General features: G+C 46.0%; 25 protein-coding genes. 3 read left to right on the top strand and 22 right to left on the bottom strand.

All coding sequences use genetic code 11. From position 1 onward, the window contains the following. Nucleotides 1–45: 45 nt before the first annotated feature. The 11 genes from RAC86_RS05875 to RAC86_RS05825 form a co-directional block, all read right to left on the bottom strand. Nucleotides 46–1,383 carry an MmgE/PrpD family protein gene (locus RAC86_RS05875; protein WP_072565538.1) on the bottom strand — a complete coding sequence of 446 codons (1,338 nt, stop codon included), beginning with the start codon at nucleotides 1,381–1,383 and terminating at the stop codon, nucleotides 46–48. Next, nucleotides 1,380–2,522, bottom strand: coding sequence for an N-acetyl-sulfur-metabolite deacetylase SndB (gene sndB / locus RAC86_RS05870; protein WP_072565539.1), 1,143 nt, complete (start codon nucleotides 2,520–2,522; stop codon nucleotides 1,380–1,382). The genes RAC86_RS05875 and sndB overlap by 4 nt, the downstream gene beginning before the upstream one ends. 16 nt (nucleotides 2,523–2,538) lie before the next feature. Continuing rightward, the gene (locus RAC86_RS05865) at nucleotides 2,539–3,288 is read right to left on the bottom strand and encodes an amino acid ABC transporter ATP-binding protein (RefSeq protein WP_072565540.1); all 750 of its coding nucleotides are present in this window, start codon (nucleotides 3,286–3,288) and stop codon (nucleotides 2,539–2,541) included. Between the two features lie 12 nt (nucleotides 3,289–3,300). After that, nucleotides 3,301–3,975, bottom strand: a complete 675-nt coding sequence (locus tag RAC86_RS05860; RefSeq protein ID WP_072181639.1) for an amino acid ABC transporter permease — start codon at nucleotides 3,973–3,975, stop codon at nucleotides 3,301–3,303. A 22-nt stretch (nucleotides 3,976–3,997) separates the two neighbouring features. After that, nucleotides 3,998–4,792 carry an amino acid ABC transporter substrate-binding protein gene (locus RAC86_RS05855; protein ID WP_061186828.1) on the bottom strand — a complete coding sequence of 265 codons (795 nt, stop codon included), beginning with the start codon at nucleotides 4,790–4,792 and terminating at the stop codon, nucleotides 3,998–4,000. A gap of 22 nt (nucleotides 4,793–4,814) precedes the next feature. Beyond that, nucleotides 4,815–5,312 carry a GNAT family N-acetyltransferase gene (locus RAC86_RS05850; protein ID WP_072565541.1) on the bottom strand — a complete coding sequence of 166 codons (498 nt, stop codon included), beginning with the start codon at nucleotides 5,310–5,312 and terminating at the stop codon, nucleotides 4,815–4,817. 13 nt (nucleotides 5,313–5,325) lie between these two features. After that, on the bottom strand, nucleotides 5,326–6,651 hold the full coding sequence (locus tag RAC86_RS05845; protein ID WP_061186826.1) for an LLM class flavin-dependent oxidoreductase: 1,326 nt from the start codon (nucleotides 6,649–6,651) through the stop codon (nucleotides 5,326–5,328). A 362-nt stretch (nucleotides 6,652–7,013) separates the two neighbouring features. Further along, on the bottom strand, nucleotides 7,014–8,000 hold the full coding sequence (locus tag RAC86_RS05840) for a choloylglycine hydrolase family protein (protein ID WP_072565542.1): 987 nt from the start codon (nucleotides 7,998–8,000) through the stop codon (nucleotides 7,014–7,016). Nucleotides 8,001–8,391: 391 nt separating this feature from the next. Continuing rightward, complete coding sequence (gene yidA / locus RAC86_RS05835) at nucleotides 8,392–9,204, bottom strand: sugar-phosphatase (protein ID WP_014115757.1); 813 nt, start codon at nucleotides 9,202–9,204, stop codon at nucleotides 8,392–8,394. Between the two features lie 39 nt (nucleotides 9,205–9,243). After that, nucleotides 9,244–9,804 carry a hypothetical protein gene (locus RAC86_RS05830; protein ID WP_072565543.1) on the bottom strand — a complete coding sequence of 187 codons (561 nt, stop codon included), beginning with the start codon at nucleotides 9,802–9,804 and terminating at the stop codon, nucleotides 9,244–9,246. Continuing rightward, nucleotides 9,794–10,162, bottom strand: coding sequence for a DUF3255 family protein (locus RAC86_RS05825; RefSeq protein WP_072566795.1), 369 nt, complete (start codon nucleotides 10,160–10,162; stop codon nucleotides 9,794–9,796). Before RAC86_RS05825 ends, RAC86_RS05830 begins: the two co-directional genes overlap by 11 nt. 159 nt (nucleotides 10,163–10,321) lie before the next feature. Between RAC86_RS05825 and cotNE the strand changes: the two genes are divergently transcribed. Next, nucleotides 10,322–10,690, top strand: coding sequence for an inner spore coat protein CotNE (gene cotNE, locus RAC86_RS05820; RefSeq protein ID WP_014115760.1), 369 nt, complete (start codon nucleotides 10,322–10,324; stop codon nucleotides 10,688–10,690). Between the two features lie 249 nt (nucleotides 10,691–10,939). Next, nucleotides 10,940–11,293 (top strand): hypothetical protein, encoded by a 354-nt coding sequence (locus RAC86_RS05815; RefSeq protein ID WP_014115761.1) that lies wholly within the window; start codon nucleotides 10,940–10,942, stop codon nucleotides 11,291–11,293. A 42-nt stretch (nucleotides 11,294–11,335) separates the two neighbouring features. On the opposite strand, the gene RAC86_RS05810 is transcribed toward RAC86_RS05815, so the two are convergent. Continuing rightward, nucleotides 11,336–11,734 (bottom strand): hypothetical protein, encoded by a 399-nt coding sequence (locus RAC86_RS05810; protein WP_003243293.1) that lies wholly within the window; start codon nucleotides 11,732–11,734, stop codon nucleotides 11,336–11,338. A gap of 176 nt (nucleotides 11,735–11,910) precedes the next feature. On the opposite strand from RAC86_RS05810, the gene RAC86_RS05805 reads away from it, so the two are divergent. After that, nucleotides 11,911–12,876: an iron-hydroxamate ABC transporter substrate-binding protein gene (locus RAC86_RS05805; RefSeq protein WP_014115762.1), complete on the top strand. Its 966-nt coding sequence runs from the start codon at nucleotides 11,911–11,913 to the stop codon at nucleotides 12,874–12,876. A gap of 40 nt (nucleotides 12,877–12,916) precedes the next feature. Here the strand turns inward: RAC86_RS05805 and RAC86_RS05800 are convergent, their stop codons facing one another. The 10 genes from RAC86_RS05800 to iolF all read right to left on the bottom strand — a co-directional run bounded on the left by RAC86_RS05800 (nucleotide 12,917) and on the right by iolF (nucleotide 22,888). Next, nucleotides 12,917–13,264, bottom strand: a complete 348-nt coding sequence (locus RAC86_RS05800; protein ID WP_061186823.1) for a YxeA family protein — start codon at nucleotides 13,262–13,264, stop codon at nucleotides 12,917–12,919. A 13-nt stretch (nucleotides 13,265–13,277) separates the two neighbouring features. After that, nucleotides 13,278–15,146 carry an ABC transporter permease YxdM gene (yxdM, locus tag RAC86_RS05795; RefSeq protein ID WP_072565544.1) on the bottom strand — a complete coding sequence of 623 codons (1,869 nt, stop codon included), beginning with the start codon at nucleotides 15,144–15,146 and terminating at the stop codon, nucleotides 13,278–13,280. Further along, nucleotides 15,121–15,894: an ABC transporter ATP-binding protein YxdL gene (gene yxdL / locus RAC86_RS05790; RefSeq protein ID WP_014115765.1), complete on the bottom strand. Its 774-nt coding sequence runs from the start codon at nucleotides 15,892–15,894 to the stop codon at nucleotides 15,121–15,123. Before yxdL ends, yxdM begins: the two co-directional genes overlap by 26 nt. 143 nt (nucleotides 15,895–16,037) lie before the next feature. Next, nucleotides 16,038–17,015 (bottom strand): two-component system sensor histidine kinase YxdK, encoded by a 978-nt coding sequence (yxdK, locus tag RAC86_RS05785; protein WP_072565545.1) that lies wholly within the window; start codon nucleotides 17,013–17,015, stop codon nucleotides 16,038–16,040. Next, nucleotides 17,012–17,701 (bottom strand): two-component system response regulator YxdJ, encoded by a 690-nt coding sequence (gene yxdJ, locus RAC86_RS05780; protein ID WP_014115767.1) that lies wholly within the window; start codon nucleotides 17,699–17,701, stop codon nucleotides 17,012–17,014. The genes yxdK and yxdJ overlap by 4 nt, the downstream gene beginning before the upstream one ends. Before the next feature lie 107 nt (nucleotides 17,702–17,808). Further along, nucleotides 17,809–18,681: a 6-phospho-5-dehydro-2-deoxy-D-gluconate aldolase gene (gene iolJ / locus RAC86_RS05775; RefSeq protein ID WP_014115768.1), complete on the bottom strand. Its 873-nt coding sequence runs from the start codon at nucleotides 18,679–18,681 to the stop codon at nucleotides 17,809–17,811. Nucleotides 18,682–18,701: 20 nt separating this feature from the next. Then, entirely contained in the window at nucleotides 18,702–19,538 is an 837-nt protein-coding gene (gene iolI / locus RAC86_RS05770) for a 2-keto-myo-inositol isomerase (RefSeq protein WP_072565546.1), read from the bottom strand. A gap of 86 nt (nucleotides 19,539–19,624) precedes the next feature. Further along, nucleotides 19,625–20,494, bottom strand: a complete 870-nt coding sequence (locus RAC86_RS05765; RefSeq protein WP_014115770.1) for a sugar phosphate isomerase/epimerase family protein — start codon at nucleotides 20,492–20,494, stop codon at nucleotides 19,625–19,627. 20 nt (nucleotides 20,495–20,514) lie between these two features. Then, entirely contained in the window at nucleotides 20,515–21,549 is a 1,035-nt protein-coding gene (gene iolG / locus RAC86_RS05760) for a bifunctional inositol 2-dehydrogenase/D-chiro-inositol 1-dehydrogenase (protein WP_072565547.1), read from the bottom strand. 22 nt (nucleotides 21,550–21,571) lie between these two features. Further along, entirely contained in the window at nucleotides 21,572–22,888 is a 1,317-nt protein-coding gene (gene iolF / locus RAC86_RS05755; protein WP_072565548.1) for a myo-inositol transporter IolF, read from the bottom strand. Nucleotides 22,889–22,893 lie beyond the last annotated feature (5 nt).

Genomic DNA, 22,893 nt, shown 5'->3' with positions numbered 1-22,893 from the left:
ATTGGTTTTATCATATCATCTGAAATCGGTTAGTAGAGCTGAATCTTATCCAATATGCGCTAAAAATTCTTTTATATCGGCTTTCTCAACGGCTGTTATGATGTGCCGTGCTTTTTCATGTGGAACCGTTAATGTCAATTTTTCTTTTATGTCTTCTTCAGACAGCTCGTTTCCTGGGGCTCCTTTTGGACAGTCCACACGCGCTTCGCAAATCCGGCCGTCTGATAAATAGACCCGGACAATCGTGAAACGGCCTTTTGGAACGGCATGAGGAGCCGGCTGAATGGCATTGTCATATACTCGCTGAATATGCCCTATTGTCGTTTGAATGACGCTTGGGATCGGCTGGCTGTTGAAATGCTCAGCGTTCAGCTCATGTCCGTGCAAAGCAAGAGCAATCACATATTCAACGCTGAAACGGCCTTCCTCTCCAGTCTTCGGCGATCTTTCCGTCAATGCAGCATCTCCGCCTGGCGGAAAAATCACTTCAATCCGCTCGGTATTGGCAGCAGAAATAGCTTCTTCAGAGACAAGCTTTCGTACCGCATCTGCAGCATGGTGTGCCGCAGAGCAAAATGGGTAAATCTTAAACCATAGGCCAGGCTTCACGATTCTCCATGATGCGCCCCAACGGTTTAGCAACGTGTTTTGTGCTTTTTCTAAATCGCCGTACAGGCCGAAGAAACCTGTATCTCCATCAAGTGCCGTACGGGACCCGCCGAATTCTGATTGGGCCAGCTTAACGGCAAGCAAGCCAGCCTGAGCCGCCAGCCCGGCGTGCAGCGGTTTCATTTCTGTCCCAAATTGCACCCTCATCCCGGCAGATTGCGTTGCTGCAAAACCAATGGCTTTTTCCAGCTCTTCCTGAGTCAGTTCCTCTGCGTAACCTGCAGCGCAGGCAGCAGCGATCGCGCCAAGCGTTCCTGTATTATGCCAGCCCTTTTCATAGTGGCGGCCGCCAATCGATTCTCCCAGCCTTGCCATCACTTCAACACCAACAATATAAGCGCCAAGAAGCCGCTCGTCATATCCGCGAGCGGCAGAAGCCATAAGAGCCGGCACGATGACAGCACTGGGGTGTCCTCTTACATCGGAGTGGACATCATCAAAATCCAATGCATGGGCGATAAATCCATTGAGCATCGCGGATTGTAATGGCGCGGCCTTTTTTCCTTGCCCGATAATAGGAACAAGGGACGCGCCTCCTTCATCCTCTATCAGGCGGAGGAGCTTTTGAATTCCTTTATCTTCTCTTCCTGCGAATGAAGCGGCTGTAAAATCGAGTAACCCTTTTTTTGCTTCACGCATCGCGGCAATTGCACGCTCAGGCTGTGACGTTCTCACAGCCTCCGCGAGACCTGCTGTCAGCCCTTGTCTGCTCATTTGATGGTCTCCAGTACGATAACAGCCAGCTCAGCGAAATATTGAGATGCAACCGTCAAGGCTTCTTCATCCAATGTAAAGGCCGGGTGATGCCACTCCTCCGTACCGTTCGTTCCCATCCACACAAAAAATCCCGGGATCTTCTCTTGATACAGAGCGAAGTCTTCTCCGCCCGGAGACTGCTCAGCGTGAACAGTTTGATAGCCAAGCCGTTCCGCAGCTTCGGATGCCGCATTCAAAAATGTGCCGTCATTCTGAACGGAAGGCAAATAAGGAAACCACTTGAATTCTGCTTGTGCCCCATAGCCCGCGGCAATTCCTTCAGCCACTCGTTTCATATGTTCCGGAACAGCCTGTCTCGCTTCTTTTTGAAAGGTTCGAACCGTCCCCTCCATTTCAGCCTGGTCCGGAATCACGTTCCACGAAGTGCCCGCCTGTACTCTTGTAATACTGACGACCGCGTTTTGCAATGAGCTGATGTTGCGGCTGACCACAGATTGCAGGCCGCTGATGATTTGTCCGGCTGCAGCGATTGGATCAATACTGTTATTCGGGATGCCGGCGTGTCCGCCTTTCCCTTTGACGACGATCTCAAATCGGTCAACACTTGCCATGAGGGGACCTTCTCTTACACCTATGGTCCCGACAGGCAGATCCGGCTTATTGTGCATGCCGAAAATCGCGGAAACGTCATCAAGTACGCCAGCTTCTATGACCTTTCTTGCTCCTGCGGCAATTTCTTCAGCTGGCTGAAAAATAAAGCGGACAGTACCTTTCAGCTCGGCTCTTCTTTGATTCAGCAAAATGGCCGTGCCGATAATGGAAGCTGTATGAAAATCGTGTCCGCACGCATGCATCGTGCCGTCAACCTTAGATGCAAACGGCAGATTCGTCTGTTCTTGGATCGGGAGTGCATCAATGTCCGCACGTATCGCGATGACGGGTCCATCTTCCTGCCCTTTGATTTCTGCAATTACGCCTGTTTCCAATAGAGGAACGTCAAGAATCTCAATATGCTCTTCCTCAAGCCAGCGGCGGATTTTTTTGGTCGTTTCAACCTCTTGAAATGACAGTTCAGGATGTTCATGAAGATCACGCCGCATATTGATTAAACGGGTATGAAACGTTTTGTCGGCCATTGTTCTTCTCCCTTTCTTATATAAGCTCTGCAGGCTCTCCCACCTGCTTGATAAATCTTTTCGTCCGTTCGTTTTTCGGATAGTCAAACAGTTCTTCTGGCGTTCCCTGCTCGATAATATGGCCGTCTGCCATAAAAATCACTTTATCAGCGACCTCTTTCGCAAACGCCATTTCGTGTGTAACAATGATCATCGTTGTTTGTTTTTCCGCAATGGACTTGATGACCTGAAGCACCCCTGCGACGAGCTCAGGGTCAAGCGCCGAAGTTGGTTCATCCAGCAAGATCGCATGCGGATTGACCGCAAGTGCCCGCGCAATGCCGATTCGCTGCTGCTGGCCGCCGGACATTGTGATCGGATAGCTGTCAGCCTTATGCTCTAAACCAACTTGTTTCAGAATATCCATTCCAATGCGCTTCGCTTCGTCGCGTGATTTGTGTTGAGCCACGATTAAAGCTTCTGTAATGTTTTGCAGAGCCGTTTTATTTTTAAACAGATTGTAGTTTTGAAAGACCATGGCCGTTTGCTGGCGAAGCCGGTGTGCTTCCTTGCGTGTGAACTTTTCCGCGTTCAGTTTGGCTTCTCCGATTTCAATGTGGCCTTGATCCGGACGTTCTAATAGATTTAAGCACCGGAGAAGCGTTGATTTTCCAGAACCGGACGGACCGATGATCGCCACGACTTCTCCGCGTTTCACTTTTAGATCGATTCCGTCGAGCACGACGAGATCTTTAAACGCTTTGCGAATATTTTTTACTGTTATCAACTGATTTCACCTCTAAGTCCGGTATGGCTTGCTCATGGCGCGTTCAAACATGTCCTGCAAAATGCTGTAGATAATGGTAAGAACCCAATAGACAATCGCAACCGCTAAGTACGTCTCAAAATATTTGAGGTTTCCTGAAGCGTACATCTTCCCTTGGGCGAACATCTCCATGACCCCTAATGTAAAGGCCAGTGAGGTTTCTTTGAGTAGTCCGATAAATGTATTTCCCGTTGCCGGAATCGCATTTCGGACGGCTTGCGGCAAAATAATCCGTCTGTATGCCTGAAGTTTTGTCATGCCGACAGACAGGCATGCCTCCAGCTGCCCTTCATCAACAGAATTGAGGGCGGCACGGAAGATTTCTGCCAAATAAGCGGCGTTTTTTAAACTTAACCCGATGATGGCAGCTGTGAGAGCTGTCATTTTGCTCATCTCCGGAAACAGCTGCGGCAGTCCGTAGTAGATTAAGAACAGCTGCACAAGTGTCGGCACGCCCCGGAAAAAGGATATATACAGCTTTGACAGCTGATGAAGCACTGGAATTTTGTTCTTTGTGATGAGTGCGAGAATAAGTCCTCCGATAATGGCAAAAATCATAGCCGCTACGGCCATAAACAAGGTGATCGGAAGGGCCTGAATTAAAGTCGGGAATGCTGATATCATGAATTCCCAATCAATTGTGTTCATTCTGGTGATTCACCGCCGTTTCTTAATGCTTCTGTTCTACTGTGATATCTTCATTAAAATATTTTTCGGAAAGCTTTTTCAGTGTCCCGTCTTTACGCAATTCATCAAGCGCTTTATTAACTTTTTTGCGGAGCTTATCGTGTGCGTCGTCCTTGGCAAATGGGAATGCAACTTGTTCGTACACAATCGGATCTCCTGCAAGCTTTAACGGCAAGCCGGTTTTCTTCATTTGCGCGATCAGCACAGTTCGGCTGTTGACATAAGCGTCTACACGGCCGTAAGCGACATCCTTCAGCGTGCCTTCTTGTGTTTCGTATGTTTTGATATTAATTTTTTTATCAGGATCTTTGCTTTCAAGATTTTTTGCGTGATTTGAACCGAGAACGGCAGCGACTGTCTTCCCTTTTAAATCGTCTACTGACTTGATGTCATGATTGTCTTTTTTGACAACAATCTGTGTTCCCGCATAAGCGTATGGTTCAGTAAAGTGATACGTTTCCTTACGTTCATCAGTCACAGCTACCTGGTTGGAAATGGTATCAAGCTTGCCTGTTTGAAGCTCTCCCATCAGCCCGCTGAATTCAAGCAGCTTCCAGTCCAGTTTCATGTCAATTTTCTTCGCGACCGCTTCCATCACTTCCACATCAAAACCTGTCAGCTTTCCGTCTTCTTTATAAGCAAATGGGTAACTTTGTCCTGTCGCACCGACATGAAGTACATTGTCATCCTCTTTACTGCTGCTGTTTCCATTGCCGCAAGCTGAGAGCACCGCTAATAATGCAGCAACGAACAGCACAGTCCATTTTTTCATTTTCATTTGATTTCCCGCCTTTTCTATTTTATAGGTCATTTCGCAATTGTTTTTTCATATAGATTGTCATATGCCCTTTGCCAAGGTCTTGTTCACCTGAGCGGACATACCCTTTTCGTTCATACATCTCAATCAGCCACGGATGCTTATCCGCTGTTCCGAGTGAGACAAACGGAACCTTTAACGTATCACGGAGGATTGTTTCCTCCAGCCATTGAAGCAGCTTTGTTCCGACTCCTTTTTGACCGGTGTCAGGGTCCACAGCGAACCACCAGATATGCGGAACGCCATACGGTCCCGGCTGCTGTCCCCAAGGCATTCTTAAGGTAATGGTCGCGATGATCCGCCCGTCCTCTTCCATGACGTAGCAGGCGTTTTTCCGGATGTTATTTAACACCAAATCCAGATCCGCATGAGCGGCAGCAAAACGAATACCGAGCTTTCGAATCGGTTCATAAGCCCGCAGTGTCAGCTCTAGAAGCTGTTCGGCATCACGTTCAACTGCAAGACGATATTGTGCCTTCATCTAGCGTTCCTCCTTACTTTGCATAACGGTTTACCGGCTTTTCCAAACCGAAGTGGTCTCTCAATGTAGTGCCTTCATATTCTTTTCTGAACACGCCGCGCTCCTGTAAAATCGGAACCACTTGATCAACAAACACTTCAATTCCTTCCGGAAGAAGCGGAGGCATGATGTTAAACCCGTCACATGCCTTCTTATCCACCCATTCCTGCATCTTGTCGGCGAGCTGCTCCGGCGTGCCGACGAAGATATGGTGGCCTCTGGAGCCTGCAACGTATTTGTAAAGCTCGCGTATCGTCATATTGTCACGTTCAGCCATTTCCTGAACAAGCTTGAAGCGGCTCTTCACCGCATTGGAAGCATCTGCGTCAAGCTTCGGCAACGGCCCGTCAAGCGGATATGCTGACAAATCAATTCCGCCTAAATAATTTTGGAGAATTTGCAGACCGACAGATGGAATAATCAGATCTTGAAGCTCCTTGTATTTGGCTTGCGCTGCTTCTTCGGTATCAGCAATGATCGGGAAAATACCCGGCATGATTGCAATTTTTTCTGGATCACGTCCAAATTCCGCAGCCTGCTCTTTAATCGATTGATAAAAATCTTGAGCTGACTCCAGGTGGTTTTGCGCTGTGAAGATCACTTCTGCTGTTCTGGCAGCCAGTGCTTTTCCGTCTCCTGATGATCCTGCCTGGATAATGACCGGCTGGCCCTGCGGCGTTCTTGAAACGTTAAGAGGCCCGCGAACCGAGAAATATTCTCCTTTGTGGTTCAGCTCGTGCATTTTTTCCTTCTCAAAGAATTCACCTGTTTCTTTATTGCGGATAAAAGCGTCCTCTTCCCATGAATCCCAAAGTCCCTTTACAACCTCGACAAATTCCTCTGCCCGCTGATAGCGCAAATGGTGTTCAAGATGCTTTTCACCGCTGAAATTCAGCGCTGTTGATTCAATAGACGAAGTGACGACGTTCCATCCGGCACGGCCGTTAGACAGATGATCCAATGACGCAAACTGTCTGGCAATGTGAAACGGCTCGCTGTATGTAGTGGAAGCTGTTGCTGTCAGTCCGATTCTTGATGTTACCTGCGCCAAAGCAGAGAGCAAGGTGAATGGCTCAAACCTTGTTAACACATTTGGATGAGACTTGCTGTCAATTGATAGGCTATCCGCTAAAAACAGCATATCCAGCTTGCCCCGCTCCGCTGTTTTCGCAAGCTCTTTAAAATAATCCAAATTCATGCTCGCATCGGCAGGCGCGTCCGGATGCCGCCAAGACGCCACATGATGTCCTGTACCCGCTAGAAAAACCCCTAATTTGATTTGTTTCTTTTTGCTTGTCATGACGTTACTCCTTTTATCATGTTTTAGGCTGAAAAATCCGAAAAATAAACACCTATATTCCTAGTCGTTTAATATGAATAAATCAAAATGTACCCTTGTCTTAGGCGTTTGTCAATGAGTTAAGATCAAATTTTTCATATCTCGCGGAATCATGGGGCGGCATTTGTGCAACCTGTGTACTCGTAAAACTAGTCTGATGATGCTGAGACTCAGTTTTGATCCAAAGTTTATATAAATATAGCTTGCGCGTGATCGGCGTTGTAGATTTAGCACAATCCATTTTGCCAATCATTCAGAAGCAGTGACATCGTACAAAAAAATAAGCTGATCCCGGATTCATACCGGAATCAGCTGATTGAATCTTAATTAAGCTCTAGAATATTTTCTTCTGCTTTAGCAGAAAACACTTTAGGCTCCAGACAGTCAAGGTCTTCATGAAATAAACTTACTTTTTGGATTTGCCGATTGTTGTAGTGGTGAAAGTAGTAGTTTCCCGTGTCGTTGCACATCACAGAAGTATATTGCGTATAATCAATTTCGTCTTCTTCCGTTATCACAGCACCCTTGGGTATTGCCATGTTTGCCAAAAGCTGAAAAGCAGCTGATACACCTCTCGTTTCATCTGCCGCCGGCTCTAGATGTTCTTTCAGAAAAACAGCTCTGACAAACCGTGAAGGCGGTGTATAATCTCCCGGCAGACCCACAGTACCTGAGCCTTGGCCAAAAGCGGACAGCATCAATCCGCCCATCTCCTTGCTCTCGAATTGTTTCGGCCTTATTCCTATATATTGCCGAAGATTGCTCACGTGCCATAGAAAGTCGGGGCTGTTCGTCATGACGCCTGGTTGATTGTCATAGATTTTGATGCCGTCTGCTCTCGGTTCTATCGTCAGGCTGCGTCCCGTCCGGTCTGACAATATCCAGTGTAGCGGTAAAACGGTATCCAATAGCTCTAATTTCTTCTCCACAATCGTTAAAGAGCGGATCTTTTCTTTTACGTCTTCCAAAGACTTACAAACTGACAGCGCCCATGTTACAAACTCATGCGGGGCAATTTGAACGCCGTCTTCCCGTCTCGTTTTTTCGTACTCCGCATATCCCATAAAATAAAGCGCCGCACAAGATAAACCGCTTTCATTGACACCATCGGCAAATAATATATTTCCAAGTTTTCTCCCCATACCGATAAACGCGTACTGTGTTTGGTGCACCTTTCCGTCAGCTTCACTCTTCCAGTTGTAATGGCGCGGATAGAGAATGACCTCCGTCCCCAGCTGAAATGCAAAATCCATTGTTCTCGCTAATAAATGATTCCGGTCAGCAGTTTGCAATGTAAGACTTGTGCACAGATTCAGTCCCCTTCCGATTCAGGCTAAAATCATACATTTTGTGAACAACTTGTTTTATCAGCATAACGAAAGTCAAATAGATTCGTCAAAAGATTAACATTAATCAAAACGAGGAATCCACCCCAAAGCAAAGAATGACAAGAAGATCAAAAATGTACGATGCTGATGTTTATGGTGATTGCTTCCTTTTTATTTCTACAGGCCTCTGCAGCAGCAGAGCCAATAAGAAATTATGCAGGTTCATAATTCATCGCTGATGTTCTAAAAGGGCAGCAGGAAAAGAAATCTTAGCGTCCGTTCCGCAAAAAGGGCTGATGATGATTACAGACCAGACAGGCACAATAAAGCCGCCATAACAAAAAAATCCAGCCTCCTAAAAGGCTGGATTTCATTATTTCGCCAAAACAAGCTCGTGAATCGCATGCGCAACACCATGTTCATTGTTGGAGCGTGTTTGAAAGTTTGCGGCTTCCAATACTTCTGGGATGGCGTTTGCCATGGCAACGCCGCAGCCCGCCCATTCAATCATTGTCAGGTCGTTCCCGTTGTCCCCTATGCTCATGACTTCCGCTTGTTCAATTCCAAGCAGCTGTGCCAGCTGGCGTACGGCATTTCCTTTGCTGGCTTCCGGATGCAGAATTTCATAAAAGAAAGGCGCGCTTCTGACCATTGTATATTTTTCTCTCACGTCTTTTGGAATCGATGTAATGACGTGGCTTAAGTTCTCCGGTTTATCAATAAACATCACTTTCGGGATGAGGATATCTTTTGGCACCTCGTCAATCTCGCGGAAATGAAGCGGCACTTGCGTCACATAGGATTCGTATACGGTAAATTCGCTAATATCCCGGTTAGGCGTATACAAATTAGATGAGTCAAAGAAATGCATCGGCGTCTTCAGCTCTAAGCTCAGATCATATAATGAAGTCAAATCATCATAACCGAGAGACAGCTCCGTGACCACTTCGTTTGTATAGGTATTTTGAACAAGCGCTCCATTATACGCAATAACATAGTCGCCTTCTTCAATTAAATTCAGTTCATCTAAATATCTCCGCACACCTCCGATCGGCCGGCCGGTGCAAAGCACAATTTTGACGCCTTCCGCTTTAGCCGCGTGAAGAGCGTTGCGGACTTCCTCTGTTACTTCATGATGATCATTTAAAAGTGTTCCGTCCATATCAATTGCAATTAGTTTGTACATCCTGCATCTCCTTCGTGTCGTTTTCAGGCTATAGTCCCATCATATCGTTTTTTCTTTTTGATATTCAACTGGAAGAGATGATTTTCTCCGGATTCTGTTTAGACGCCGGCCTTGTCTTCGAGTACGAGTGCGCGGTTTCCGCTTTCTTTTTGTCTCCATGCCGCCGTTTTCTGTTTTTTCCTGTTTCATCAGCAGGAAGCCGGCAGCTAAAAAAGGAATGCCGGTTATATTCAAGATGGCAAGCTTCACACCCGCCGCCGTCAAAAAGAATCCCCATGAAGATGCAGGATTCCGCCTGATCATGACGTAAGCCGTCATTTCCAGAACAATCAAGATGGCATGAAGAACTACACAATACATAAGACATACAAGCGCAAAAAACAATACATAATTCACGATTGCCCCTGAGTACATCATAGCGCGCATCATTTGTATAAACGATAAGGACTGCATGGATCCGCTGATAACATTAGGGTTATAGATCGTATAATCACTAAATAAGTCTTTGATCTTGAGAAAAGCCCATAATATAAATATCCACTGAATGATATGTAAAATAAGTCCTGTTAACACCAGTCTTTCAGCTTTTTTATTTCTCATATTTCTCCTCCTTGCCGGTCTTTGATGTGATTCTTGTCATCGTTTTTGTCTGGCCATTTTGCTCCCATATCAGCGTCCCATTTTCTCCTCTTTTCAGCGTGCTTTTGAGCGGATAATAAGGTCCGAGATACTGAATCCCGATATCCCCGTCAGTGCTTTGGGAAATCACCTTGTATGCCATAAAAGGCAGCTGTACCTCTCCTCTTCCTTCAATCACTTCCGTCTCCATCACCTCGTCTTTGGTAAAGGTGACTGTTGCTGATTTCACGCCATCCATGGGTCCCGGGGTAATTCCCTCATCCCACGTGCCGTAATAAAACGGCGTTTCCTCTTTTTGTTGTTGGCAGCCCGATATCATGACGCTTACAGCGGCCAGCAGCAAAGCGATAAGACCTTTGCTGCGCAACTTGATCACCGCCCTTTCTCACCTTTTTAGGCAAATGCCGTGGCACTGTGCCAATGACTACATAAGTTATAAGGAATTCACCCACATTTTATTTTTAAGGAGATTGATTACATGAATCCATATCAATATTACAGCCCGCAGCTGCCTCAGCAGGAACCTTACTATAGCCAACATGAATACAATCCTTATCCGCAGCAGGATTATTATGATCCTTACCAGACGGACAGACAGCCGCCGGCGTTAGAAAGAAGAGTTGCGGCACTTGAACGGCAAAACGAACAGCAATCAAGAGAGTTAACACGCCTTACGAATGAAGACCGCCGTCAAAATCGGGAAATTGCACGGATTGCCGAACAGGTCAATCAGTTAAGCCAGGCTGTTGAACGCCATACACGCCGTTTAAACCGGCTCAATCAGCGCCTCCGCACAGTAGAAAACAGGCTGAATATCCCATTTACTGCTGGGGAAGGCGGTTTCTGAAGCAGGCAAAGAAAAAAAGCGGAATACGATTCTCCCGATTTCAGGGTTTCGTTTTCCGCAATCCTTATGGTTTTAAAACGGAACATTTACATAAAAAGGGTTTGTACCAGTATACAATCTTTACCGTTTTCATTCAAAGATAGAGGAGCTGAGGAAAATAATTGTAGTTCCACTTTTACAGAATTTCTTTTCATTCAAGTTGCATGATAATACCGACTCACATCAATCGATCACATGGAGGAATGATTCATGCATCATACACAACACGGCTTGCAGCAGCTGAACCAATGCCGCCAGACTGCTCAGCAGCTCATTCAGCAAACACAGCAAAGCAGCCAGCAATATCGCCAAATGCTTCATCAGGAGCAGCAAAACATCCAAATGCTGCAGCAGATTCTAAACCACGAACAACAAGCGGCACATACCATTCAGCAAGCGCTGCACGGACATGACATGGCCATTCAAAAATGCCAGCAGGTTGTCAACATGTGCAACCAAATGCAGCAGGAATTCACTGGACAATCCAGCGTGATGAATACGAATGTGTCTACACTTCCATTCGGCCAAAATACGCCATTCCAGCAGCAATCCTACCAGCAGTAACATATAAAAAGCTCAACACAATGCTAGTGTTGAGCTTTTTTCTTACTGTTCTTTGCGAATATGTATATCTTGAATTGACTGTTTCGGGGCATGAAATCTGCTCTCGGCTTCACTTCTTGCCTCGGCAAAAGCCCGCGCCTCCACATGATCTTTGTAGACATCCAGCTGAATCAAATACAGCGGGCGTACTTTAAATCCATGAATAATGGTCACCGCCCATAACGGGACCACAATAAAAACACCGGGCAGATCGGGCAAAACAAAACCAAACGCAAAAATGAAAAAATAAATGATTCCGTACATGATCCACTTTCTATTTCTAACCTTGATGCCAATAAATAAAAAGGCAAAAAAACTGGTAATGGCAAAAGGCATGAAAATAAACAGCATCCACCAGCTATGCAGCCATTCCCAAGCGGCACCTCTTTTTGTAATTCCCATATTTTTCTCCTCCTATTTACCTATAATAATCGATTAGGCATACCGCGTCACCCATAAACGGGAAAAACTTTCTCCCTTTAAAATTGTGATAGACGGCGAACAGGTTTCTTGCTATATTATTAATTGATAATGATAATCATTACTAGTCAATTAAAATACATATTGGAGGGTTCTTGATGAAAAAGAACACATTGCTCGTGGGCATGCTGGTGCTGCTTCTTATGTTTGCCAGCGCTTGCAGCGGCACGGCTTCGAAAGGAAGCTCAAGTGATTCAGCTTCCGAAAAGACAGAAATGAGAACATACAAATCAACAAAAGGGAACGTCAACATTCCTGCACATCCGAAACGCATTGTCACTGATTTTTATGCCGGTGAATTGCTGTCTGTCGGGGCCAATGTGGTCGGCTCAGGCTCATGGTCATTTGATAATCCGTTTTTAAAATCAAAGCTGAAAGATGTGAAGGATGTTGGTGATCCGATCAGCGTTGAAAAAGTGATGGAGCTTCAGCCTGACTTAATTGTTGTCATGAATGAAGAGAATGTCGATAAATTAAAGAAAATCGCTCCAACTGTTGTCGTTCCTTATAACACAGCGAAAAACGTAGAAGACACAGTCAGCATGTTCGGAGATATCGCCGGAGCGAAAGACAAAGCAAAATCATTTATGGCTGACTTTAACAAAAAAGCGGAAGCTGCTAAAAAGAGAATTGCCGGCGTCATCGACAAAGATGCGACCTTCGGCATTTATGAAAACACGGACAAGGGCGAATTCTGGGTGTTCAATGACAATGGCGGACGCGGCGGCCAAGCTGTATACAATGCACTCGGGTTAAAAGCGCCTGAAAAAATCGAACAAGATGTCATCAAAAAAGGAGAGATGAAACAGCTCTCTCAAGAGGTTATTCCTGAGTATGCCGCAGATTATATGTTCATTACGGATTACAACCCGAAAGGCGAAAGCAAAACACTCGACAAGCTGGAGAATTCCTCTATTTGGAAGAACCTGGACGCTGTTAAACATAATCGCGTGTTTATCAATGACTTTGACACGTTTTATCCGTACGATCCGATTTCCGTCAGCAAACAGGTGGATATCATCACCGACATGCTGATCAAACGGGCCGAAGAAAATAAAAAATAAAAAAACGGCACAGTCATGACGCTGTGCCGTTTATTATGATTCACTTTAATGTTGACTGTACGGAGTCCGGCATATCTTCAAACCTGACTTCTTCCCAAGTCTCGACATACTTTCCTTTCGCCTTCACCTTCAAGTACGCGTTCTTCCGAAGCTCTTTGCCGGCGAAAAAGGTCACTTCTTCTTTTTTCCCAGATGCATTATATCCGTCTAATGTATATTCAGTACCGCCCGGGCTAAGATGTCTGCCATCTCGATCAATCTGAACATAGACATCTTGCTGGTGAATAAACGGATTAAATCTGTCTGTAACATCGTTATGAAAAAAGAGAAGCCCGCATATTACGGCAGCAGCCGCCAAGACGGCCAGGATTGCCATTGCTTTTTTCATCTTTGCACTCCCCTTACTTGTTCATTTTTTTCAAATAGCTTGACCGCACCGCGAGGAAGAATAGAAGCTGAAAAATGAAAAACCCTCCGATGGTGAGACTGAGCGGCCCCGCTACATCGGAATAGCCTTCCACAGCCAATGTTCTCAAGGCAAACAGCGTATGCATGACGGCAATGACAAATGGAAAGAAGAAAAGAATTGCCAATTGTATCGTTACGCTTTGTGCCATTTCACGCTCACTCAGGCCGATTTTGGCCAGTGAACGGTAGCGCTCCCGGTCTTCATCTAAATCAGTGAACAGCCTGAAATATAAGAAACTTGCTGCCGCGACAAAGAATACAATTGCGATAAACAGGCCGATAAATAAACTCAGGCTCGGCAGCTGCACCGTATCATAGTAGGTGCCGGCTTTTGACATAAAATCAGAATGCACGTCGATATAGTTGCCGTAGATCTCATCTTTCAGAGATTGGCTGAACCCAAGACTGTCTTTCCAATGATCGTAGCTGTAGCCGTATAATGACGCTTTATCACCGAGTGATTTGAGCTGATCAAAGGTTTTATCGTTCACCGCGATGATGGCATTCAATGAGATCAGCGGTTTTTTGACTTCTTTTACTGACAGTTTTTGTCCGGACAGCTTGCCTTTTTGGTTCAGCAGCTTCAGCTGATCCGGCGCTTTGTTTTTGAAATTGCGGTCATACGTGCCCGGGAAATAGACAGCCTCGTCTTCTTTCAGGCCGTTCACTTTGACATGGAAGTATTTTACCGCATCCGATTCACTGATCATGTAAACAGGCGGAACAGTATCCCCTGCCTGATAGCGAATATTGGAAACATCTATTTTGTCTTTCTTATACGTAAAGCCGTGTGTTTTCAGTTCATGGTCAATTTTTTTCAAATGAGTCTGTTCTTTTGGATTGTTGCTGTAAGATAAATACTCCATTTCATAAGCGGACTCTTCCGCCCCGACGGTCGATTTGTACATCGCGAGCACACCCGTAGCCGTAAACGCAACCGCAGAAATAATGCTGACAATAAAGAACAGGCGGGCGTTGTCTTTTAAACGATAGACAAGGTCAGAAACCCAAATGACATTTTTCCCGCGCAGATAAAAGGTTTTCCACTTCTTCAGCGCGCGCAGAATCCATATGCTGCTTTGGCTGAAAAAGAAATACGTTCCGATGACGGTAAGCAGTAAAATGATAAACGGTTCAGTCCCGTGGACATTGCCTTTAAGGACCATGCCGTACCCGCCGCACAGACAGGCGATGCCGAATAAGGACAGAAGCACGGACGGCTTAGGCTCCGGCTTAATCTTGTCAGTGCCCTTTATTAATTTGATAACCGTATTTGATCTGACAAAAAGGATCGTAAACTGCGATAAAAGGAAAAATAAGAGCAGAAATCCGCCGGCCGTAATACCGAGCGCTTTCCAAGGCATATACAAAGGCAGCGCGTCCATTTCTAAAATATAAGCGCCAACCGTAAAGAACGTCTTTGAAAAAATGAATCCTCCGATTATGCCGGCTGCAATTGACATGACGCCGATGATCATATTTTCCGCAGTAATGAGCTTTCTCAGCTGCCCCGGCGTGATGCCCTGCATGAGCAGGATGCCGAATTCTTTATTTCTCGATTTTAAAAACGCATTAACCGAATACAGAACAAATAAGAAAGAAAAAACAAAGATCATCCATTCCGCGGCGGTTAAGCCTTTTTTGGCGATGTTATTCAGGTAGCCTTCCTTTAATGCCGGATGAAACAGGAACATCGCAAAGGTAAAGAAAATCAAAACGGAAAAGGCGCTGCTTAAAAAGAATGCAAGATAGGCCCTTTTGTTTCTCGTGACGTTTTTATAAGCGAACTGAAGAAAGGTCATTTGCGTTTCCCCCCAGCATAGACAGCACATCGAGAATTTGTTCATAAAATACTTGGCGGTTTTCCCCGCGGTAAATCTCATTAAACAGTTCGCCGTCTTTTATAAAGATGACGCGGCGGCAGTAGCTTGCCGCAACAGGATCGTGGGTCACCATCAAAGCCGTGACATGATCATCCTGATTCAAGCTCTGCATCGTTTCCATGACGTCTTTTGACGCCTTGGAATCAAGGTTTCCCGTCGGTTCATCGGCCAGAATGAGTGACGGCTTATGAATGACCGCTCTTGCAATGGCGGCACGCTGGCGCTGTCCTCCGGATACTTCAAACGTCCGTTTGTTGAGCAGGTTTTCGATACCGAGCTTTGCCGCGATGCCTTGCAGTTTTTCTTCCATTACAGACGGCGCTTCTTTTTCAAGCGTTAACGGCAGCATGATATTTTCACCGATTGTCAGCGTGTCCAGAAGGTTGAAATCCTGAAACACAAATCCGAGCTGCTTGCGGCGGAAATGAGCGAGCTTTGTCCGCTTCAGGCGATGCGGGTTTTCTCCATGAATCAAGATATCGCCTGAATCCGGACGGTCGATCGTTGAAATGATATTCAAAAGCGTTGTTTTTCCGGACCCGGACGGCCCCATCACCGCCGTGAACTCGCCTTCTTCTATTGAAAATGAAATTTGCTTTAAGGCTTGATAGGACACTTGTCCTTTATAGGTTTTATTTATATGTTTAACTTCAAGCATATTCGCCATGAGAATCCTCCTTATGGTTTTATTCTTGTTGATCTGGGCTGCTTTCATGTAGTGCCGGGACGTTCAACATAAAAATCCCCTTGACATAAATCCATGTTATCAAGGGGAAACAAAGCGAGCTATGTTGTTTTCTTAACGGAGCCTTACATTTTTGTAAGAAATGAAAATCGAACAGAAGTCCCTTCACCGGGAGACGAGCTGATGTCTACCGTATGATTGAGCTTACCTGTAATTTCTTTGACGAGATGGAGGCCGATTCCCGTAGATTCTTGGTAACGCCGCCCGTTTTCACCGGTGTAATAAGGGTCAAACACCCGCTTGATGTCTTGGGAGGGAATCCCGACGCCGTAATCTTTGACTTCAAGCACCGTCCTGTCTTCATCGCGGAAGACATTCAGCTCAAGTCTGTCACTCTTGCCCGCTGAATACTTGACCGCATTTGTGACCACTTGGCCGATCGCAAATTTGAGCCATTTTGCATCGGTGTAAATCTGATGATCATCGCAAATGTCCATTTTCGGATAAACGCGGTATTGAATAAAAAATCGTTTATAGCTTTGAATAACTGATTGGAGGAGCTCAGACAGGGAAACCGCTTCGATTTTAAAATCCCGTTCAAACAGGTCGAGCCTTGAAGAATAAAGAAGCGTCTCCAGCCCGAATTCAATCTGCCGGACTTCTTTTTTGATTTGTTCAAAAACGGGCTCATCCTCTTCTTGAATGATTAAATTAATAACCGACAGCGGCGTCTTTACTTGGTGCACCCATTGATTCATATACGTCACCCGCGCGTCAAGCTTGGCTTCGGTCTCATGGAGCTTCTGGTGCTGCAGCCGGATCAGCTCCATCTGCTTTTCATACAGCTCTGAACAAAACACTGAAGAACCGAGATACGGGATGTCCGTCCCTTCCTGCCCCGAGCTGAGCCAATGATACACGCCGCGATCTTTGTACCAGCGATAAGCAAGATAACCCGCCAAAATAAGAAGCTGCACGCCCAATATGTAAAACAGGTGAGAAAAAGAATGAAGACCCGCAAACCAGTAATAAAAGAAGACAAACAGCCCTTGAAGGAGAAATAGCAGAATCAGGACTGTATGAGACCGGAGAAACAGCTTCATGATTGCGCCCTCAGCTGGTAGCCTTCGCCCCGCACCGGTTCAATAGAAACAGGCGCATTCAGCTCCCGCAGTTTTTTTCTGAGCCGCGTGATATACACGTTAAGTGTATTATCATCGACGAAAATGTCGGTGTCCCACGTCTTTTCCATGAGACGGTCCCGACCCGTCACCTTTTCTCCCCGCTCCAGCAACACTTCCAAAAGCTTACTTTCTTTTTTAGAAAGCTCGCTTTTTTCATCCTGAAAACGCAGTTCAAACCGTTCTACAAAGAGCTGAACGCCGGCATATTCAACCACTTTCTCCCCCTGCTTTGCGGCGTACTCCCCGTACGCCCTGCGGATCTGGCTTTTGATTTTCGCCAGCACAATATCATAAGAAAACGGTTTTTCGATATAATCGTCTCCCCCGTTTTCAATCGCCATCACCTGATCCATTTCCCCGCTTCTGGCTGAAATAAAAATGATCGGGCTGGTGGAATGCTGGCGGATCTGGCGGCACCAATAATATCCGTCATATGCCGGCAAATTGATATCAAGCAGCACTACATCAGGCTTTTCCTGCAAAAAAACATCAAGAACAGCCGTGAAATCCGCGGTGACCACTGTTTGATATCCGTATTTTTCAAGGTAATTCTGCAACAGTCCACGAATGTCTTCACTGTCTTCCACAATCATGATCTTATTCAAACTGAACCACTCCCGTTTCTTACACTGCTGCCATCATCATAATCGTTTTGGGCGTATGGACGCAACACCGCACAAAAAAACCGCCATCTCGGCGGTTTTTGGTCTCTTCAGCCGACCTGCTGCTTAGCTGCTTTACCGGCTGATCCGAACTCTCTCATTTTGCTTCGCACTGTCTCTTCCACGGCTTCAATGCCTGGTGTCATATAGCCGCGCGGTTCGTACAGATCGCTGTTTTCCTGAAACATGCGGCGTGTTTCGTCTGTCCAGGCTACCATACATTCCGTATTGATATTGATCTTCGCGTGGCCGAGCGTGATGGCTTTTTTGATCTGATCCTGCGGAATCCCGGATGCCCCGTGAAGAACGAGGGGAATATCAGTCATGCGGGAGATAGCCTCCATTTCCTTAAATCCGAGATTCGGCTCACCCTGATATTTGCCGTGTACAGAGCCGAGGGCGGCGGCCAGCGCGTCGATATTGGTTTCTTTGACGATCCGCTCACATTCCGTGATATCGGCATAGCGTACCCCGCCGACCAGTCCGTCTTCCATTCCGCCGACCGTGCCGACTTCGGCTTCTACTGACACGCCGTGCTTTGCGGCATAATCGGTGACTTCTTTTGTCATCGCGATATTCTCGTCAATCGGCTGATGGGAGCCGTCAATCATCACTGAGCTGAATCCGGCATCAATGGCCTGTCTGCAGCGTTCCGCACTGCTTCCGTGATCAAGATGAAGCACCACGGGAACGGTAATCGCCATGTCCTCCATTAACGCGCCGACCATGGCGGCAATCGTTTTAAATCCGCCTAAATAGTCGACCAGGCGATCGGAAGCCGCGGCGATGACCGGTGATTGCTCCTTTTGCGCAGCCTGCAAAATCGCCTTCGTCCACTGCAGGCCGTTGATATTAAACTGGCCGACTGCGTATTGCTCCCGCTTTGCATCTTCAAGAAGCTCTTTCATCGATACAAAAGCCATGTCCACCCCTCCTTTATCCATTACATGTTGAAGTATTTTGATACGATATCAACCGTTGTTTTTTTCGCTGTTTGAATGGCTTCCTCAGCACTCAGCTTATAGTATTCAGGCCGGAAGAGCTCAACTGATACAACATCAGAGAAGCCAATTTCCTTTAGTGCTGATAAGTGGGCATCTAAGTCAATCGCCCCTTGGCCCGGCCATACACGATCCTTATCCGTTAAAAAGCCGATTGGGAAATCTTCGGTATCGTCGATATGATAGATGAAAATTTTCTTTCCGTCCGCCTGCTTTAAGCTTTCAATATTTGACCCCATTGCATGGAAGTGGAAACTGTCAAGGACAAGCCCGACATTGTCACGGTCGACTGTGTTTACGATGTCGTACGCCTGTTCAAACGTATTAACTGTACACTGCGGATGGCCGACAAATTCGAGCGCGATTTTTACGCCATACGGCTCCGCGATATCTGAAAGCTCAGTCAGCACCTCAACACTGCTCTTTTTGATCTCTTCTTTTACAATCTTCTGCTCAGTCACAAGCGGGACGGCCACGACATATTTCACACCGAGGGTTTTGCACGTTTCCATCATGTCTTTAAATTCAGCGATGATCTCATTGTGGCCCTTTTCATCACGGTTGTTGAAAAAAACGAGTGCGTTTAAGGCAAGCGGCTTGATGTGATGGGTTTGAAAATATTCCGCAAGATCAGCCAATGAATGGTCTTTTAAGTACTCTGGCAGCTTATCCATTGTGCGGATTTCAATATAATCATAGCCATGCTTTTCGCATAGTTCTAAATCCTGTTTAAGGTTTGAGTTTTCCAATGTTGTTGCTTCATTGAAACAAAGTTTCATGTCAGACTCCCCCATCTGCGTTTTAGATATGAAGGGAGTTCGGCAGGAAGGCTGTTCGCCATATCCCGCCGAACTCCATGCTCAGCTTATGCCAGACCTAATTCTTCTTTCATTTTTTTAAGCATAAATCGGCTTGATTCATCTGCTCTTTCGTCGACCCAAGCAAATACTGCATTCGTCGCAATTCCGTCGAACTTCATCTCTCTCAGCTTTCTGAAAATCGTATCAAAATCAACCTCGCCTTGACCAATGTCCAAATGCTGGTGAACCGTTACTTTCGCGTCAGGCGGATTGACGATGTAGCGCAAGCCATGAGCCGCTTTATGATTAAAAGTATCTGCAAATAAAACATGTGTGAGGCGGTCGCCGGCTTCGTCAAACATGGTCTCAATGTCGCCTTTGCCGTCATCATAGAAGAAAGTATGCGCAGTCGAGTAGACAAGATTGATCCAATCCTTGTCAAGCGCGCGGATCATATCCATCGCACCTTTGTGCGTTTCGATAAAATCGTATGGATGGGCTTGAAGATTGAGTTTAATGCCTTCTTTTTCAAAGACTGGCAGAAGCTCATCCATGGATTTGATAAATTTTTCTTCACTTGTTAAAGGATCATATTTTGAACCGCTGAATTCGCTGTTCATCAAATCCACTTCAAGTTCAACTGCAATTTCGATCGCCCTTTTCCAGTTGCGCACCGCAGCCTGGCGGCGGTCTTCATCAGGACCCGCCCAGTGGTAAAGAGGAAGGAGCGATGATAGCTTAACACCTGTATCCTTTAATAGACGCTTTAATTGTTTGATCTTTGCTGAATCGACTTTCGGATATTTATAGAATGGACAAAAATCCTCGCGCGGCGATAGCTCAATATATTCATAGCCAAGCTCCGCTGTTTTATAAACCATTTCCTCCAAAGTTAAATCATCACGATACATCGATGGATCCAATGCTAATTTCATATTTTCACTCCTCTATTTTTTTAGTTTTTAACTGTTGTAAACGATTGATAGAATTCCGGTTTTTCCTTCAATTCAACCTTTTCTTTTTGTCCAGATTCCTGGGCTTTTACACACGCGTCAGTCGTAACAGCAGCAATATAGCCGTCCCATGCCGTCGGCCCGCTGACCTCGCCTTTCTTTTGTATCGAATCAATGAAGTCTTGGATTTCCACATCGTACGCAGCCACAAAGCGTCTCTGCCAATCCATCAGAATATCTGTGCTGAATTTGCCTTCTTTTCTCATGCTGATGCTTGATGGTTCAGGAAGCTTAATGACGCCGTCTTCTCCTACAATTTCACATTGAATGTCATAGCCGTATTTACAGTTCACATAGATTTCAGCATTGATGACGATGCCGCCTTTCGTTTCAATCAATACGATTTGCGGATCTTTCAAATGCGGAAGTGCATTTTTCGATTTTTTTGGATAGATGACTTGAACGGACTCGTAGTCATCATTGACGAGCCAGTGCAGTACATCAATTTCATGAACAAGCGTGTCGACTACGGCCATATCCGTTGTGTAGTTATCTCCCACAGTCGGGTTGCGGTGCGCGCAGTGAATCATAAGCGGCTCGCCAATAACATGATTATCGAGTGCTTCCTTTAGCTGTACGTAACCGCTGTCATAACGGCGCATGAAGCCAACTTGAACTAGGCGTTTGCCCACTTTGATTTCCTCTTCGACGATGCGCATGCATCCTTCAGCCGTTGTCGCGAGCGGTTTTTCACAGAACACATATTTCTGGGCTTTAATTGCTTTCAGCACGCTCGATTCATGCGCAGGACCCCAGCTTGTCACTAAGACAGCATCTACATTTTCGTCTGCAAGCAGGCTGTCATCATTCGGATAAACCGCCGCGTTTAATTGGTATTGCTCAACGACCTTTTGTGCAGCTTCTTGATTGACATCCGTTACAGCAACGATTTCTGCGCCGGACAGCTTGTTCGTAATGCGGTTAATATGTTCTTTTCCAATTGCTCCAGTTCCAATTACGCCAATACGTAAACTCATTGACAGCCACTCCTTCTGTTGGTTACATCATTTTGCTTTCTGTTCCTTGCTTTACTTGGCTCTGAGGAGATCCGTAGAGTTCCTCCTGAATTTGTTCAAGCGACTTGCCAGACGTATTCGGCGCGAAGAGAATCCCGATAATCATACTGGCCGTCACACATCCGAGGAGAATTGCAGCCATCGTTCCAATGCCGAAATTGGTCATAATCATTGGGACAAACAGACTCCAAATCCCTATTGAAATACGGACGAGGAAAAACATCAGTCCTTGTGCAGAAGCACGATATTGCGTAGGAAAGATTTCACTGGCCCATAACTGATAGTTGGCTTGCTGCCCGGCTCCGTTATTGATGCCGATCACGACAATAAACAGAAGCAGAACAGGCAGGCCTTCAACCGGCAGCAGAAACAGCGTCCATCCGATCACTGCCATAAAAGCGGCGATTCCAAATACGGTTTTTCTATATTTGTCGGCAAAGGGCATGAAGATCAAAGCGACCCCCAACCCTGTGAAGATAAACAGTCCCATTTGCAAAAGGTTTGCCATGTTGGCAGATACACCGCCGACCTGCTGATAAATGTATGGCATAAAGAAGCCCATCACACCGGCGGCTAAATTCCAAACCAAGTACATACCCATCAAAAACAGTATGCTTTTTAGATACATTGGCTTGAGCAAATCAAAATACGATGTTTTGTTCAGTACGGCCGGCTTCTCTTCCTGAGCATCTCCCGGCTGATTTTTTGCCTGCCAGGCGTCTGACTCCGGAAGCCTGATTCTCAGGATGTACGTAATCAGCGCAATGACAAGCAGATGGGCAAATACGATTTTATTCCCCAAGAGGCCTAAATCACCGACCAGTACGGAGAGAAGCAGCACAACGACTGCCCCTGCCGCCCAAGCGACTTGTGCCACGCCGCAATGACGGGCCCGATTTTTCTTTGGCGCATTTTCTGCAATAATGGTCCATGATGCGGTAATATCAGCTCCTACTGATAAACCGATGATCATGTAACCGCTTAACAACATGGGGAAATTAACCCCAAACAGAACCAAACAAATCCCTATTGCATAAACCAGCATGCTATTGGTATAAACAGCCTTCCGCCCGACTTTATCAGCTAGATACCCGCCAAGCAGTGCGCCGACAGCGGCAGAAATTGCGTTTGCGCTTAGCGCGCCGAGCAGCCCGATTTGCGTATCAGATAGCTTTAGGTAACTGACCCATAATGATAAACCAGCAGAGCCCGCCACAATGGAACCTGCATCAATATAGTTGGCCAATGCTGCTGCGATTGTCCGTTTATTGAAGGCCGAATCTCCATTGGTATTACCCATATATT

The sequence above is a fragment of the Bacillus sp. LR_5 genome (genome assembly GCF_042709275.1).
This window is presented reverse-complemented; position numbering and strand designations above follow the sequence as displayed.

Excerpts from the sequence above, each read along its gene's own strand:
- iolG (WP_072565547.1), bottom strand. The coding sequence starts at position 21,549 with ATGAGTTTACGTATTGGCGTAATTGGAACTGGAGCAATTGGAAAAGAA.
- RAC86_RS05860 (WP_072181639.1), bottom strand. The coding sequence starts at position 3,975 with ATGAACACAATTGATTGGGAATTCATGATATCAGCATTCCCGACTTTA.
- sndB (WP_072565539.1), bottom strand. The coding sequence starts at position 2,522 with ATGGCCGACAAAACGTTTCATACCCGTTTAATCAATATGCGGCGTGAT.
- yidA (WP_014115757.1), bottom strand. The coding sequence starts at position 9,204 with ATGTACAAACTAATTGCAATTGATATGGACGGAACACTTTTAAATGAT.
- yxdK (WP_072565545.1), bottom strand. The coding sequence starts at position 17,015 with ATGAAGCTGTTTCTCCGGTCTCATACAGTCCTGATTCTGCTATTTCTC.
- RAC86_RS05810 (WP_003243293.1), bottom strand. The coding sequence starts at position 11,734 with ATGGGAATTACAAAAAGAGGTGCCGCTTGGGAATGGCTGCATAGCTGG.
- iolI (WP_072565546.1), bottom strand. The coding sequence starts at position 19,538 with ATGAAACTTTGTTTCAATGAAGCAACAACATTGGAAAACTCAAACCTT.
- cotNE (WP_014115760.1), top strand. The coding sequence starts at position 10,322 with ATGAATCCATATCAATATTACAGCCCGCAGCTGCCTCAGCAGGAACCT.
- RAC86_RS05845 (WP_061186826.1), bottom strand. The coding sequence starts at position 6,651 with ATGACAAGCAAAAAGAAACAAATCAAATTAGGGGTTTTTCTAGCGGGT.
- RAC86_RS05850 (WP_072565541.1), bottom strand. The coding sequence starts at position 5,312 with ATGAAGGCACAATATCGTCTTGCAGTTGAACGTGATGCCGAACAGCTT.
- RAC86_RS05800 (WP_061186823.1), bottom strand. The coding sequence starts at position 13,264 with ATGAAAAAAGCAATGGCAATCCTGGCCGTCTTGGCGGCTGCTGCCGTA.
- yxdM (WP_072565544.1), bottom strand. The coding sequence starts at position 15,146 with ATGACCTTTCTTCAGTTCGCTTATAAAAACGTCACGAGAAACAAAAGG.
- iolJ (WP_014115768.1), bottom strand. The coding sequence starts at position 18,681 with ATGGCTTTTGTATCGATGAAAGAGCTTCTTGAAGATGCAAAGCGGGAG.
- iolF (WP_072565548.1), bottom strand. The coding sequence starts at position 22,888 with ATGGGTAATACCAATGGAGATTCGGCCTTCAATAAACGGACAATCGCA.
- RAC86_RS05805 (WP_014115762.1), top strand. The coding sequence starts at position 11,911 with ATGAAAAAGAACACATTGCTCGTGGGCATGCTGGTGCTGCTTCTTATG.
- yxdL (WP_014115765.1), bottom strand. The coding sequence starts at position 15,894 with ATGGCGAATATGCTTGAAGTTAAACATATAAATAAAACCTATAAAGGA.
- RAC86_RS05830 (WP_072565543.1), bottom strand. The coding sequence starts at position 9,804 with ATGAGAAATAAAAAAGCTGAAAGACTGGTGTTAACAGGACTTATTTTA.
- RAC86_RS05765 (WP_014115770.1), bottom strand. The coding sequence starts at position 20,494 with ATGAAATTAGCATTGGATCCATCGATGTATCGTGATGATTTAACTTTG.
- RAC86_RS05855 (WP_061186828.1), bottom strand. The coding sequence starts at position 4,792 with ATGAAAATGAAAAAATGGACTGTGCTGTTCGTTGCTGCATTATTAGCG.
- RAC86_RS05815 (WP_014115761.1), top strand. The coding sequence starts at position 10,940 with ATGCATCATACACAACACGGCTTGCAGCAGCTGAACCAATGCCGCCAG.
- RAC86_RS05825 (WP_072566795.1), bottom strand. The coding sequence starts at position 10,162 with ATGATATCGGGCTGCCAACAACAAAAAGAGGAAACGCCGTTTTATTAC.
- RAC86_RS05875 (WP_072565538.1), bottom strand. The coding sequence starts at position 1,383 with ATGAGCAGACAAGGGCTGACAGCAGGTCTCGCGGAGGCTGTGAGAACG.